Origin of the sequence: Agrobacterium sp. CMT1 (assembly GCF_037203725.1) — a bacterium.
In the GTDB taxonomy this organism is placed as follows: Bacteria; Pseudomonadota; Alphaproteobacteria; order Rhizobiales; family Rhizobiaceae; genus Agrobacterium; species Agrobacterium pusense.
On the sequence record NZ_JBBCAR010000013.1, the window covers coordinates 161,849 to 174,775 of the forward strand.

The window sequence follows — 12,927 nt, forward strand, 5'->3', positions numbered from 1 at the left end:
CCACCGGCGCTTTTGTATTCGCCATTGCGCGGATGCAATCAGGAGATTTCATGTCAGTATCTACCCCCACGCGCGAAGATTTCGCAGCGCTTCTCGAAGAATCCTTTGCCTCCAACGATCTTGCCGAAGGCTATGTTGCCAAGGGTATCGTAACGGCAATCGAGAAGGACGTTGCCATCGTCGACGTCGGCCTCAAGGTTGAAGGCCGCGTACCGTTGAAGGAATTCGGCGCGAAGTCCAAGGACGGCACGCTGAAGGTCGGCGACGAAGTCGAAGTTTACGTCGAGCGCATTGAAAACGCTCTCGGCGAAGCCGTTCTGTCGCGCGAGAAGGCTCGCCGCGAAGAAAGCTGGGTCAAGCTCGAAGCCAAGTTCGAAGCTGGTGAGCGCGTCGAAGGCGTCATCTTCAACCAGGTCAAGGGTGGTTTCACCGTCGATCTGGATGGCGCTGTTGCGTTCCTGCCGCGTTCGCAGGTCGACATTCGTCCGATCCGCGACGTTACCCCGCTGATGCACAACCCGCAGCCCTTCGAAATCCTCAAGATGGACAAGCGTCGCGGCAACATCGTTGTTTCGCGTCGTACGGTTCTCGAAGAGTCGCGTGCCGAGCAGCGTTCTGAAATCGTTCAGAACCTCGAAGAAGGCCAGGTTGTTGACGGCGTCGTCAAGAACATCACCGATTACGGTGCGTTCGTTGACCTCGGCGGCATCGACGGTCTGCTGCACGTCACCGACATGGCATGGCGCCGCGTCAACCATCCTTCGGAAATCCTCAACATTGGCCAGCAGGTCAAGGTTCAGATCATCCGCATCAACCAGGAAACCCACCGTATCTCGCTCGGCATGAAGCAGCTCGAGTCGGATCCGTGGGATGGCATCTCCGCCAAGTACCCGGTTGGCAAGAAGATCTCCGGTACGGTCACGAACATCACCGACTACGGTGCATTCGTTGAACTGGAGCCGGGCATCGAAGGCCTGATCCACATTTCCGAAATGTCCTGGACCAAGAAGAACGTACACCCCGGCAAGATCCTGTCCACGAGCCAGGAAGTTGACGTTGTCGTTCTCGAAGTCGATCCGTCCAAGCGCCGTATCTCGCTCGGTCTCAAGCAGACGCTTGAAAACCCGTGGCAGGCATTCGCTTACAGCCATCCGGCTGGCACGGAAGTCGAAGGCGAAGTCAAGAACAAGACCGAATTCGGCCTGTTCATTGGCCTCGAAGGCGATGTCGACGGCATGGTTCACCTGTCGGACCTCGACTGGAACCGTCCGGGCGAGCAGGTCATCGAAGAGTACAACAAGGGTGACGTCGTTAAGGCTGTCGTTCTCGACGTTGACGTTGAGAAGGAACGCATCTCGCTCGGCATCAAGCAGCTCGGCAAGGACGCTGTCGGCGAAGCCGCTTCTTCCGGCGACCTGCGCAAGAACGCAGTCGTTTCCGCTGAAGTCACCGCGGTCAACGATGGCGGTATCGAAGTGAAGCTCGTCAACCACGAAGACCTCACCTCGTTCATCCGTCGCGCTGATCTTTCCCGTGACCGTGACGAGCAGCGCCCTGAGCGCTTCTCCGTTGGCCAGGTTGTCGACGCCCGCGTCGTCAACTTCTCGAAGAAGGACCGCAAGGTCATGCTTTCGATCAAGGCTCTGGAAATCGCTGAAGAGAAGGAAGCCGTCGCACAGTTCGGTTCGTCCGACTCGGGCGCTTCGCTCGGCGACATCCTCGGCGCGGCTCTGAAGAACCGCGGCGAATAATCGTCTAGATCGTTGAAATGAAGAACCCGCCGGAATTTTCCGGCGGGTTTTTTCTTGGGCGATCCGCCGGCAGGCAATTTGGCGTTCAGAGAACGCCGCTCATCTTGAGGTAATAATTCTCCGCGCTGTCGTCGGAGGCCGTCGCCGTCGGACTTTCCTGCGTGTCGATCCCGTCATTGGCGGCAATGCGCTCTTCCAGGCCATCGCCATCGCCGGAATTTTCAGACTCCGCTCCGCTTTCGCTTTCCGCCTCATCGTCGGAAAAAGGCCCGCCGCCGCGGGGTGGCGTTTCTGATTCGTAATCATCATCGGCAGGGGGATAAGCGACGAGCGGCAGCGGCGTACCGTCTTTTGCCAAAGCGGCGGCGATCAGCGATTGCGAAGCGGATTGCTCCATCATCGCCATTCTCGCTTCCGGGTCCAGCGGGAGTCGCGAAGAGTAGGGAGTTTCAGGCCGGTGAGCCACTGTTTCCGCTTCTTCCCCTGTTGGGTGGGCAGCGGACGTCATCAGCCCCGACTTTTCGGTTGGCTGATCCTCCGGCGGCGGCGGCTCGATGCCCTGCGGCATGGCGGGGGGCTGCTGCGTCGTGCTTGCTCTCGCCGGCAGTTTGCCGGCCGTGGCGGCCAGCACAAGACTGGCCACGTTCTCTGCATCAGTTGCAGGCGGGCCGAAAATTGATGGTGAGGCGGTGCGGACGTCTTTCTGCTCGGTCTTCATCATCTCCCGAGGCGGAAGGGCAGGGCGTGTTTCGCCGGTTTGCGCGCGAGGCGGATTGCCTGGACGGGTCTCTGCCGGCGCTTCTTTTGTCATGCTGCCCGTCTGCGGCGGAAGCGGACGCGTTGTGTTTTCCGTCCTGCCTTCCGGTTTTGCCGGCTGGTCTGGCAGGTCAGGCGCATTTGCGGGCGCGGCGGAATGCCGGACGGCTCCTTCCGGTTGCGCGGTCAGCGCCGCGGGAGTTGCCTTCATTGCCGCACCGCTGAGGGCGAGTGGGCCGGTGAGCAGCGGCAACAGACGGCCGGTTGTCGTGGAGCCCTGCAATTGCGCTGCCGCGGGCGGATTGGAACGGAACTCCGCATTGGGGTTCGCGGCGGTCGGCTGCTGCCCGGGCTGGGCGGGCGCCGGACTGGCGGAATTATTCTGCTGATAGGAGGAGACCACCGCCCTCGCAGCCAGATCGGCCCCCCTGTAACGCGAAAGCTCGATCAGCAGCGCAAGCCGCGCCGCATCCGGTCCCGTCGGCTGTTTCAGGATTTCCGCGAGCATCGAAAGGCTGAGACCCTGCAGTGCTTTGCCAATCTGCTGTTCCAGCGCAAGACGCTGCGCGGGCGGCAGGGCGCGTAAGGCTTCCGTCAGACGCCCGACATAGGTTTCGACGGCTTCGCCGTCCCGTCGCGGCAGGTTCATCAGCTTGCCGAGTGTTTCCGCCAAGACTGCGGTGCTCCGGGCCAGCTGGAACTCGCCGGCGAGGGAGGCCACTGCAGCCCGTGAAAAAAGGCTGGCGCTCTGTTCGGGAAGGGCAGCGCTTGGTTGCGGCTGCACGACGCCTTTCGGCTGCGCGCGCTGTGCCGGCGCGAGCGAGGCTCCATAGGTGGCATCGGCTGCGGAAACTTTGGATACAGGCGGTAACATGCTGCGCTCCGTTTCTATCGGTGGCCGGCGCCGGCTGCGAAAGCGCCAATCCCCATTGGCTCTGTGATCCGCATCTGCCTCGAATGTTGAAAATCGCCACGCCGCTGGCATACAGGTGTCATCTCGCCCGCTCATGCGGGAGCGCCATGTGCACCATAGGCTCGAAGGCCCGCTCTTTTCAGCGCACACAGAATCATCAAGCCGAATCCTCGCCTGCAGATATTAAGATTTGGCTAACCAAGTGATTGCGACCGGCCGGACCGGCTCAGGGCGAAACGCCGATGAACATGCGATAAAGCCCGTTATCGTCCGAATTGACGGAGGAGATACGATCGGGTTCGCTCACCGTGACTTCCAGCGCCTCCGGCGGCATGGCATCCAGCCAGCTCGCTTTCGGAAAGCTCCGCTCCGGCTGGATTTCTGCGGGCGCGATAGTCGCTTCTTCGCCAGCCAGTGAAATGATGGCGGCATCCTCCGGCGCGAGGGGCGGAGCCGCCATGGAGAGAAGGGCCTGGGCCGCGTTCGGTTCGGCATCGTGAATGGCGCCGCCTGATACGCCTGAGATATCGACCATGTCTGAACTCACATCATGTTTCGCTCACGTGACAGTTCAAGACGGCAATCATGCCGCCTTTTTCTTCAGCAATGCATAGAGGCCGTTTTCATCGACCGAAATCGGCAAGATGTCGGTTCCGGCAGCTTCGACAGCGGCCTTTGCATCAAGCAGCTTTTCTGCCTCGTTTTCCGCATCGGCCGGCGTGGTGGCCGCATCCGCTCCCTCAGGCTCGTTATCGCCTTCAGCAGGTGGGGCCTCTTCCGCCGGCGTTGCCGCGAGCACGGAAATCAGGGCGATTTCCGATGAGATGTCGGCGGGGCCCTGGCCGGCTGCGCCATCCGTCTTCTCATCGGCGGAGGCGTCAATGTGCTCCTTCACGACGTCCTGAAGTTCCTGCACGTCCTCAAGCTTGCCCTGTGCGTCACGGGTCTGGATATCTTCTTCCCGTTCGGCTGCCACTTCCGCATCGTTGATTTCGCCAATGCGCTTTTCGCCACGTTCGGCCTGCAATTCTTCCTTGGACTTGGGATCCGCCACGTCTTCCAGACGCTGGATGACCTTCAGGGTCTCCCTTGTCATGAAGAGAGTGCCTTGCGCCTTGTCATTGAGCGCATCTTTTACCGCTCGCGCCTGATCTCCGTAAGGATTGGCGATGGCGGCGATCATCGCGCTGGCTGAGATGCCGAGCTCCTCGAGACCGGTCGATTCCTCCAGTTCACTGACGTTCCTGGGCAAGGTCGCCCGCGCGGCCATGATGGCCTCCGACATCTGCGCGCCAAAATCCTCCTCCGTTCCGGTGAGGCCGGCACGCTCGGCGATGCGGGCGGCAAGCGCCGCCATGGGATCGGTTTTGGCGTTGACGCCGTTGTTCAGCACATCGACGACCTGCAACTGCGAAACATCGAAGGAGGCGAAGGAAATTGTGGTGGCTTTTCCCCGCGCATCGGTTTTTTCGAAACCCTGGGTCAGGGTCAGCGCATCCTGAAGCCTTTGTGCGAAGGAAAAATTGGATTCATCCACGTCCTGCGTGATGCCGAGGGCGGCGGAAAAGCGGGAAACAAGCGAGGCGAAGGCATCCGGGTCCGGCTTCATGGCACCGAAGAGATAAGCGCTTATCTTCTCATTGGCGACGCGCTGGCTTTCATCCGGCTGCGGGTTCGTTCTGACCGCATTATCCTTCTTGGTGCCGTTGGCCTTTTCCTGCTCCTCGCGCTGGCGTTCCTCGATGGATTCGACCATCGAGCGCATGAGGTCGCTCACTGCAATGCCCGCCGTCTGTTGTAGCGGAGTAATCATCTGGAAAGTCCCCGGCCGCCCAAAGTTACGGCCGAGAATAGGCAAGTCTGGTAAATCAGTGTTTAAACGAAGGCGAAAACGCTCAGCTATGGGCGAAAATGTCGGTTTCGTCCCAGCCGAGCAGGTCTAGCTTCGCACGGGTCGGTAAAAACGCGAAACAGGCATCGGCATGATCAAGGCGGCCGTCGCGGATGAGACGCGCCGTCAGCTTGTCGCGCAGCGCATGCAGATAAAGAACGTCGGAAGCGGCATATTCGAGCTGCGCCGGGGAAAGCGTTTGCGCTGCCCAGTCAGAAGATTGCTGCGCCTTGGAAATATCGACCTCCAGCATTTCCTTGAGGTTGTCCTTCAGCCCGTGCCGGTCCGTATAGGTGCGGGTCAGCCGTGAAGCGATCTTGGTGCAGAAGACAGGCGTGGTCGTCACACCGAACGTATGGAAAAGCACGGCGATATCGAAACGGCCATAGTGAAAGATCTTCTGGTGGGCAGGATCGGCAAGCATGCGCACGAGGTTCGGCGCTTCTTTCTGCCCAGCGGCGATGCGGATGATGTCTGCCGTGCCGTCGCCCGGCGAAAGCTGGACGACGCAGAGGCGGTCGCGACGCGGCACCAGCCCCAGCGTTTCCGTATCGATGGCGATGGCGCCGGTATAGCGCGCGGCATCTTCGGCGGAAATATCGCCTTCGTGATAACGGATGGGTGCTGCCATGTCCTGCTCCAGAAATTCCTGTCTACTGCTCCGGCTATAACGGAAAGACTAGCGGGACGATACCGTTTTATCGGTCGGTCCGCCGCGCCACGCCGCACGCCCTTGGCACTTGCCTTTGCGAAAGTCCCCGGGTTAGGGTCGGAAATCTTTTCCTGACAAATCGCATGAATTCCCGATGACAAAGAAAATCTATCTCGCCGGACCGGAAGTGTTCCTCCCGAATGCGCGCGAAATGCTCGACCTCAAGGCAGCACTGGCGCGGGAGGCCGGCTTCATCCCGCTTTCGCCGGGCGATCTGCAGATCCCGCCGGCGGATACCAGGATCGGTCATGGCTGCAACATCAATGAAGTCGACGAACGGATGATGCTTGAAGCGGATGCCGTGATTGCCAATCTCACACCGTTTCGCGGCATCGCCGCCGACACGGGAACGAGCTACGAGCTGGGCTTCATGTGCGCGCTGGGCAAGCCGGTGTTCGCCTACACCAATGTCGCGGCCAATCACTTCAGCCGCATCAAGGCGCATTACGGCAATGTTGTCACCGTGGATGAAACGGGCCGGTATCGCGGACCGGACGGGTTGTCGATCGAGAATTTCGACATGGTCGACAATCTCATGCTGCACGGCGGGATTTTGCGGCGGGGCGGCAACGTTATTGTCGGCGACGTTTCCGATGAGGACTTGTATACGGATCTCGCGGCCTACCGGCGTTGCCTTGCAGCGGCGGCGGAAAAACTACTGACACCGATTGACCCTGAAAAAACGAATAGAGTGGAGGCATCATCATGAGCGGAACCATCCTCATCACCGGCGCGACGTCGGGCTTCGGAGAGGCTACGGCCCGACGCTTCATTAGAGAAGGCTGGAAGGTCATCGGCACGGGCCGTCGGGCGGAACGACTGGAGGCACTGGCGGCCGAACTCGGATCGGCTTTCTACGGCGCCGCCTTCGACATCACCGATGAGGACGCGGCCGAAAAAGCGCTTGCCGCCTTGCCGGAGGGCTTCCGAGACATCGATGTCCTCGTCAACAATGCCGGTCTGGCACTGGGCACGGCCCCCGCGCCGCAGGTGCCGCTAAAGGACTGGCAGACCATGGTGAACACCAACATCACGGGTCTGCTGAACATCACCCACCATCTTCTGCCGACACTGATCGACCGTAAAGGTATCGTCGTCAACCTTTCGTCTGTTGCCGCGCATTATCCCTATACGGGCGGCAATGTATACGGCGGCACCAAAGCCTTCCTGCGGCAGTTTTCGCTCGGTCTGCGCTCGGATCTGCACGGCAAGGGCGTCAGGGTAACCTCAATCGAACCGGGCATGTGCGAAACGGAATTTACGCTGGTGCGCACCGGGGGCAATCAGGAAGCTTCGGACAATCTCTACAAGGGCGTCAATCCGATCACGGCCGATGATATCGCCAACACCATCTATTGGGTCGCCTCACAGCCCAAACATATCAACATCAACAGTCTTGAGCTCATGCCAGTCAACCAGTCCTTCGCCGGTTTCCAGGTCTACCGGGAGAGCTGACCTCCCGCGGTAGGGTAGGTTGTGCCGAAAAACCGGGCAGTCATTCCGGAGCTATGCAGAAATGCAATGCTGCATTGCGAGACTTGCTCTGTTAAAAATCACAGATCCCGCTATATTCAAATCATCGAAGCGACGCACTCCTCCTCCCAGCGTCGCTCGATGTGGATCGGTGGTACTCCTCCTCCCAATCACCGATCAAGTTTGAAGCCTGCCGCACCTCCTCCCGCGGCAGGCTTTTTCCTTTTCTGGGCTCTTTTTTACGTGGTGGATTGGCGTCCGTTTGCCGGCTGCACGCGACGCGTGGATAAGGGGCCGGTTTCTCCCTTGGATTTCCGGGGGATTTTTGATTTCCGCGTCAAGGCAACGACTGCTGAAATCAGGCTCGCGTCGATCACGATTTCGTTATGTCTAGATAAATATGCACAGTTTTGTGGCGGTGCGTCCTCCCGCCCCATTGCTTAGCCTTCCCCCTGTGGTTAAGCATGGGCAAAAGAACGCTTGGGAGGTGCCGGCACGCCAGTGTCCGTGCGCCCGAAGGCGGCGGGGAGAGAATGGCAGACTTTCAAGAGGCGCTGAAGCAGTTTCAGCCGATCGCGGTTTCATCGATCGCTGAAGACGAGCTCAGGTTGCGGTTGCGTGGCCTGCAGGCGCGAATGACCCAGCAGAACATCAAGGCGGTCTGGCTCGACGCTTCGTCGTCGCTGACTTATTATACCGGTCTGTCGCTTGGCCTTTCCGAGCGTATTCACGGTGCTCTGGTGCCGGCCGAGGGCGAGCCGATCTATATAAGCCCGACCTTCGAGGAACCGAAACTCCAGACCCTGATCCGTATCCCCGGCGCAGTCGCCACCTGGGAAGAGGATGAAAGCCCGTTCGACCTGATGGCAAGGCGTATCGGTGCGCTGGCCTGTGCAGGTCACTTCGTCGCCATCGATCCGGCTACGCCCTTTGTTTTTGCATCCGCGCTCATGCAGCGTCTGGAAGGCCGCATCATTTCCGCTCAGCCCTTGATCGTCGCCCAGCGGCAGGTCAAGTCTGCAGCGGAGATCGCACTCATTCAGACCGCGATGGATGCGAGCTATAATGTGCAGAAGGCCGTGTTCGAAGGCCTGCGTCCCGGCATCTCCACCACGGAAGTCGCGGATTTCGTCAATGCCGCCCATATTGCCCTTGGCATGAAGCCGCTTTTTGTGGCGGTGCAGTTCGGCGAGGCGACGGCCTATCCGCATGGCGTGCCCCATGCGCAGACGCTGAACCAGGGCGACATGGTGCTGGTCGACCTCGGTGGTATTCTTCATGGCTATCGTTCCGATATCACCCGTACCTATGTCTTTGGCAAGCCAACGGAACGGCAGCGTTTTCTCTGGAATGCCGAACGTGACGCACAGGCCGCGGCCTTCGCTGCCGCCCGCGTTGGCGCCGCCTGTTTCGAGGTGGACAAGGCCGCCCGGGACAGTCTGAAGGCGGCCGGATTTGGCCCGGATTATCAGCTTCCCGGTCTGCCGCACCGCACGGGTCACGGGCTTGGGCTGGATATTCACGAAGAACCCTATATCGTTGCAGGAAATGCCACGGCGCTTGAGCCCGGCATGTGTTTTTCCATCGAGCCGATGCTGTGCGTTTATGGGGAATGCGGCGTTCGTCTCGAAGATATCGCTTACATGACGGAGGCAGGGCCGCGCTGGTTCTGCCCACCGGAAACGAACCTCGACCGGTTGTTTCAGCCGGTCGCCGGGTAATTGGTCGGGAGGCAAAGACCGAACGGCGAGACGGGCATCCCCGTGCCGCCGCTGACCAGAAGAAGGTAGGCCCCTGGAGGGGGCCGCAGGAACTCAGAAAAAGAGGGAAAGGACCATCAGATGAAAATGCTGACCCGCAGTTTGCTTATCGCTTCTGCACTTGCGATGACTTCCGCCATGCCAGCCATGGCGAAGACCTTCGTTTACTGCTCCGAGGCATCGCCGGAAGGCTTTGATCCGTCGCCTTACACCGCAGGCGGCACCTTCGACGCTTCCGCGCATCCGGTCTACAACCGTCTGACGGAGTTCAAGAAGGGCACGACAGAAGTAGAGCCGGGCCTTGCGGAAAAGTGGGACGTTTCCAAGGATGGTCTCGAGTACACTTTCCACCTGCGCAAGGGCGTCAAGTGGCACTCCAACGACAAGTTCACGCCGAGCCGCGAATTCAACGCTGACGACGTGATCTTCAGCTACAACCGCCAGGGCGACGCGAAGAACCCGTGGAACCAGTATATCGCAGGCATCACCTACGAATATTACAACTCCATGGAAATGCCGTCCCTGATCAAGGAAATCGTCAAGGTCGACGATTACACGGTCAAGTTCGTGCTGACCCGCCCGGAAGCGCCGTTCCTCGCCAACATCGCCATGCCTTTCGCATCCATCGTGTCGAAGGAATATGCCGATACGCTTGAGAAGGCCGGCACCAAGGAAGACTTCAACAACCTGCCGATCGGCACCGGTCCGTTCAAGTTCGTCGCCTATCAGAAGGACGCGGTCATCCGCTTCCAGAAGAACGCCGACTACTGGGGTGACGCCCCGAAGATCGACGACCTGATCTTCGCGATCACGCCTGACGCCGCCGTTCGCCTGCAGAAGCTGAAGGCTGGCGAATGCCACCTGATGCCATACCCTGCTCCGGCTGATCTCGCGACCATCCGCGCCGACAAGAACCTCAAGCTCGATGAACAGCCGGGCCTGAACGTCGCTTACTTCGCCTACAACACGACCGTTGCACCTTTCGACAAGCCGGAAGTCCGCAAGGCGCTGAACATGGCGATGAACAAGCAGGCGATCATCGACGCCGTGTTCCAGGGTGCAGGCCAGGTTGCCAAGAACCCGATCCCGCCGACAATGTGGTCCTACAACGACAGCATCAAGGACGATGCTTACGATCCGGAAGCTGCCAAGAAGGCTCTCGAAGCCGCTGGCGTCAAGGATCTGTCGATGAAGATCTGGGCGATGCCTGTGCAGCGTCCTTACATGCCGAACGCCCGTCGTACCGCCGAGCTGATCCAGTCGGATTTTGCGAAGGTCGGCGTCAAGGCCGAGATCGTCTCCTTCGAGTGGGGTGAATATCTCAAGAAGTCCACCGAAACGAAGCGCGACGGCGCCGTCATCCTCGGCTGGACCGGCGACAACGGCGACCCGGACAACTTCCTTAGCGTTCTCCTGTCCTGCGCCGCAACCGGTGAAGGCGGTGCGAACCGTGCACAGTGGTGCAACAAGGAGTTCTCGGACCTCTTGGCCAAGGCAAAGCAGACCACCGACGTTGCCGAGCGCACCAAGCTTTATGAGCAGGCACAGGTGATCTTCAAGGAACAGGCTCCGTGGGCGACGCTTGCGCACTCCACGCAGTTCGTTCCCATGTCCGCCAAGGTTTCCGGCTTCACCATGAGCCCGCTTGGCGACTTCACCTTCGAAAACGTCGACATCGCGGAGTAATCCCCGAACAACCGGACGCGCGGAAGAACCCTGTTCTTCCGCGCGTCTTTTCAGGAAAAAGCCATGATCCGGTTCATTCTCGGCAAACTTCTCTATCTCGTTCCGACCTTCCTCGGGATCACCATCGTTGCCTTCGCCTTCGTGCGCGTCCTGCCGGGCGATCCCGTGCTGCTGATGGCGGGCGAGCGTGGCATTTCGCCCGAACGGCATGCGCAGCTTGCCGAACAGCTCGGCTTTGCCCAGCCCGTGTGGCAGCAATATCTTCATTTCCTGGGACGGCTGCTTCAGGGCGATCTCGGTAATTCGCTGGTCACCAAGAAGCCGGTTCTCACCGAGTTCCTGTCGCTCTTTCCCGCGACGGTCGAGCTTGGTCTCGTCGCCATCATCATCGCAACGCTCATCGGCGTGCCGGTCGGTGTCATCGCCGCCATCAGACGTGGTTCCTGGTTCGACCAGATTTCCATGACGACGGCTCTGGTCGGTTTTTCCATGCCGATCTTCTGGTGGGGGCTGCTGCTCATCATCATGTTCTCCGGTATCCTGCAATGGACGCCGGTTTCCGGCCGCATCTCGCTGATGTATTTCTTCCCCTCCGTCACCGGTTTCATGCTGATCGACAGCCTGATTTCGGGACAGAAGGGCGCCTTCGCCTCGGCCTTTTCGCATCTCATCCTGCCCTCGGTGGTGCTTGCCACCATTCCGCTTGCCGTCATTGCGCGCCAGACGCGCTCGGCCATGCTGGAGGTTCTGGGCGAGGATTATGTGCGCACGGCCCGCGCCAAGGGCATGTCGCCTTCCCGTGTCGTCGGCATTCATGCGCTGCGCAACGCCATGATCCCCGTCATCACCACCATCGGTCTGCAGATCGGCGTGCTGATGGCTGGCGCCATCCTGACCGAAACCATCTTTTCCTGGCCGGGTATCGGCAAGTGGATGATTGATTCCATCTCGCGCCGCGACTATCCGGTCGTGCAGAGCGGCCTGCTGTTGATTGCGGGTCTGGTGATGATCGTCAACCTGCTCGTCGACCTCACCTACGGCCTCATCAATCCAAGGATCCGTCACAAATGAGCGATGTGACCACAGCTCCGGTCGTCAGGCTTTCTGACGCCGCCATCCGCCGCCGGATGATCGCCGATTTCTGGTTCTATTTCCGTCAGAACCGTGGTGCCGTCATCGGCCTTGCCGTGTTTATTCTCCTCGTGCTGGTCGCGGTTTTTGCGCCGCTCATCGCACCGCATGATCCAACCCAGCAATATCGCGATGCGCTACTGGTGCCGCCGGTCTGGCAGGAAGGCGGCCGTGCCGGATTCTTCTTCGGCACCGACGCCGTCGGGCGTGACATGTTGTCCCGTCTGATATACGGCGCGCAATATTCGCTGTTCATCGGCATCGTTGTCGTTTCCATCGCGCTCATTGGCGGCATTGTCATCGGTCTCATCGCAGGCTTCTTCGGCGGCTGGGTCGATACCGTCATCATGCGTGTGATGGACGTCATCCTGGCGTTTCCATCGCTGCTTCTGGCGCTGGTGCTTGTCGCGATCCTTGGGCCGGGGCTCACCAACGCGATGATCGCCATTGCCATCGTCTATCAGCCGCATTTTGCGCGTCTGACGCGTGCGGCGGTGATGAGCGAGCTTCGGCGTGAATATGTCACGGCCGCGCGCGTGGCCGGTGCCGGCAATCTCCGGCTGATGTTCAAGACCATCCTGCCGAACTGCCTTGCACCACTGATCGTACAGGCAACGCTTTCGTTCTCGTCCGCGGTTCTCGATGCGGCCGCACTCGGCTTCCTAGGCATGGGCGCTCAGCCGCCTGCCTCCGAATGGGGCACGATGCTGGCGGAAGCGCGTGAGTTCATTCTGCGCGCCTGGTGGGTTGTTACCCTTCCCGGCCTGACGATCCTGATCTCGGTGCTTGCCATCAACCTGATGGGTGACGGGCTGCGTGATGCGCTCGATCCCAAACTGAAGCGGAGCTGAGAT

General features: G+C 60.0%; 11 protein-coding genes. 7 read left to right on the forward strand and 4 right to left on the reverse strand.

The annotated features are described in order from the left end of the window. The first annotated feature begins 50 nt into the window (after positions 1 to 50). Positions 51 to 1,751 carry a 30S ribosomal protein S1 gene (rpsA, locus tag WA845_RS15875; protein ID WP_004437832.1) on the forward strand — a complete coding sequence of 567 codons (1,701 nt, stop codon included), beginning with the start codon at positions 51 to 53 and terminating at the stop codon, positions 1,749 to 1,751. Between the two features lie 85 nt (positions 1,752 to 1,836). On the opposite strand, the gene WA845_RS15880 is transcribed toward rpsA, so the two are convergent. From WA845_RS15880 to WA845_RS15895, 4 genes are all read right to left on the reverse strand, one after another. Continuing rightward, positions 1,837 to 3,381, reverse strand: a complete 1,545-nt coding sequence (locus tag WA845_RS15880) for a hypothetical protein (RefSeq protein WP_112555386.1) — start codon at positions 3,379 to 3,381, stop codon at positions 1,837 to 1,839. A gap of 265 nt (positions 3,382 to 3,646) precedes the next feature. Beyond that, on the reverse strand, positions 3,647 to 3,955 hold the full coding sequence (locus tag WA845_RS15885) for a hypothetical protein (protein ID WP_037090631.1): 309 nt from the start codon (positions 3,953 to 3,955) through the stop codon (positions 3,647 to 3,649). A gap of 48 nt (positions 3,956 to 4,003) precedes the next feature. Next, entirely contained in the window at positions 4,004 to 5,233 is a 1,230-nt protein-coding gene (locus WA845_RS15890; protein ID WP_337322447.1) for a hypothetical protein, read from the reverse strand. Positions 5,234 to 5,315: 82 nt separating this feature from the next. After that, positions 5,316 to 5,942, reverse strand: a complete 627-nt coding sequence (locus WA845_RS15895; RefSeq protein ID WP_006698074.1) for a ribonuclease D — start codon at positions 5,940 to 5,942, stop codon at positions 5,316 to 5,318. A gap of 175 nt (positions 5,943 to 6,117) precedes the next feature. On the opposite strand from WA845_RS15895, the gene WA845_RS15900 reads away from it, so the two are divergent. The 6 genes from WA845_RS15900 to WA845_RS15925 all read left to right on the forward strand — a co-directional run bounded on the left by WA845_RS15900 (position 6,118) and on the right by WA845_RS15925 (position 12,924). Beyond that, positions 6,118 to 6,732 (forward strand): nucleoside 2-deoxyribosyltransferase, encoded by a 615-nt coding sequence (locus WA845_RS15900; RefSeq protein WP_035210668.1) that lies wholly within the window; start codon positions 6,118 to 6,120, stop codon positions 6,730 to 6,732. Beyond that, on the forward strand, positions 6,729 to 7,478 hold the full coding sequence (locus WA845_RS15905; RefSeq protein ID WP_035210670.1) for an SDR family oxidoreductase: 750 nt from the start codon (positions 6,729 to 6,731) through the stop codon (positions 7,476 to 7,478). Before WA845_RS15900 ends, WA845_RS15905 begins: the two co-directional genes overlap by 4 nt. Positions 7,479 to 8,029: 551 nt before the next feature. Further along, a complete protein-coding gene (locus tag WA845_RS15910; protein WP_112416480.1) occupies positions 8,030 to 9,217 on the forward strand; it encodes a M24 family metallopeptidase in 1,188 nt (395 codons plus the stop codon). 120 nt (positions 9,218 to 9,337) lie between these two features. Then, complete coding sequence (locus tag WA845_RS15915) at positions 9,338 to 10,942, forward strand: ABC transporter substrate-binding protein (RefSeq protein ID WP_037090635.1); 1,605 nt, start codon at positions 9,338 to 9,340, stop codon at positions 10,940 to 10,942. Between the two features lie 63 nt (positions 10,943 to 11,005). Beyond that, positions 11,006 to 12,013 (forward strand): ABC transporter permease subunit, encoded by a 1,008-nt coding sequence (locus tag WA845_RS15920; RefSeq protein ID WP_004437854.1) that lies wholly within the window; start codon positions 11,006 to 11,008, stop codon positions 12,011 to 12,013. After that, positions 12,010 to 12,924, forward strand: coding sequence for an ABC transporter permease subunit (locus tag WA845_RS15925; RefSeq protein WP_004437857.1), 915 nt, complete (start codon positions 12,010 to 12,012; stop codon positions 12,922 to 12,924). The genes WA845_RS15920 and WA845_RS15925 overlap by 4 nt, the downstream gene beginning before the upstream one ends. Positions 12,925 to 12,927 lie beyond the last annotated feature (3 nt).

Excerpts from the sequence above, each read along its gene's own strand:
- WA845_RS15910 (WP_112416480.1), top strand. The coding sequence starts at position 8,030 with ATGGCAGACTTTCAAGAGGCGCTGAAGCAGTTTCAGCCGATCGCGGTT.
- rpsA (WP_004437832.1), top strand. The coding sequence starts at position 51 with ATGTCAGTATCTACCCCCACGCGCGAAGATTTCGCAGCGCTTCTCGAA.
- WA845_RS15885 (WP_037090631.1), bottom strand. The coding sequence starts at position 3,955 with ATGGTCGATATCTCAGGCGTATCAGGCGGCGCCATTCACGATGCCGAA.
- WA845_RS15905 (WP_035210670.1), top strand. The coding sequence starts at position 6,729 with ATGAGCGGAACCATCCTCATCACCGGCGCGACGTCGGGCTTCGGAGAG.
- WA845_RS15915 (WP_037090635.1), top strand. The coding sequence starts at position 9,338 with ATGAAAATGCTGACCCGCAGTTTGCTTATCGCTTCTGCACTTGCGATG.
- WA845_RS15895 (WP_006698074.1), bottom strand. The coding sequence starts at position 5,942 with ATGGCAGCACCCATCCGTTATCACGAAGGCGATATTTCCGCCGAAGAT.
- WA845_RS15925 (WP_004437857.1), top strand. The coding sequence starts at position 12,010 with ATGAGCGATGTGACCACAGCTCCGGTCGTCAGGCTTTCTGACGCCGCC.
- WA845_RS15920 (WP_004437854.1), top strand. The coding sequence starts at position 11,006 with ATGATCCGGTTCATTCTCGGCAAACTTCTCTATCTCGTTCCGACCTTC.
- WA845_RS15890 (WP_337322447.1), bottom strand. The coding sequence starts at position 5,233 with ATGATTACTCCGCTACAACAGACGGCGGGCATTGCAGTGAGCGACCTC.
- WA845_RS15900 (WP_035210668.1), top strand. The coding sequence starts at position 6,118 with ATGACAAAGAAAATCTATCTCGCCGGACCGGAAGTGTTCCTCCCGAAT.
- WA845_RS15880 (WP_112555386.1), bottom strand. The coding sequence starts at position 3,381 with ATGTTACCGCCTGTATCCAAAGTTTCCGCAGCCGATGCCACCTATGGA.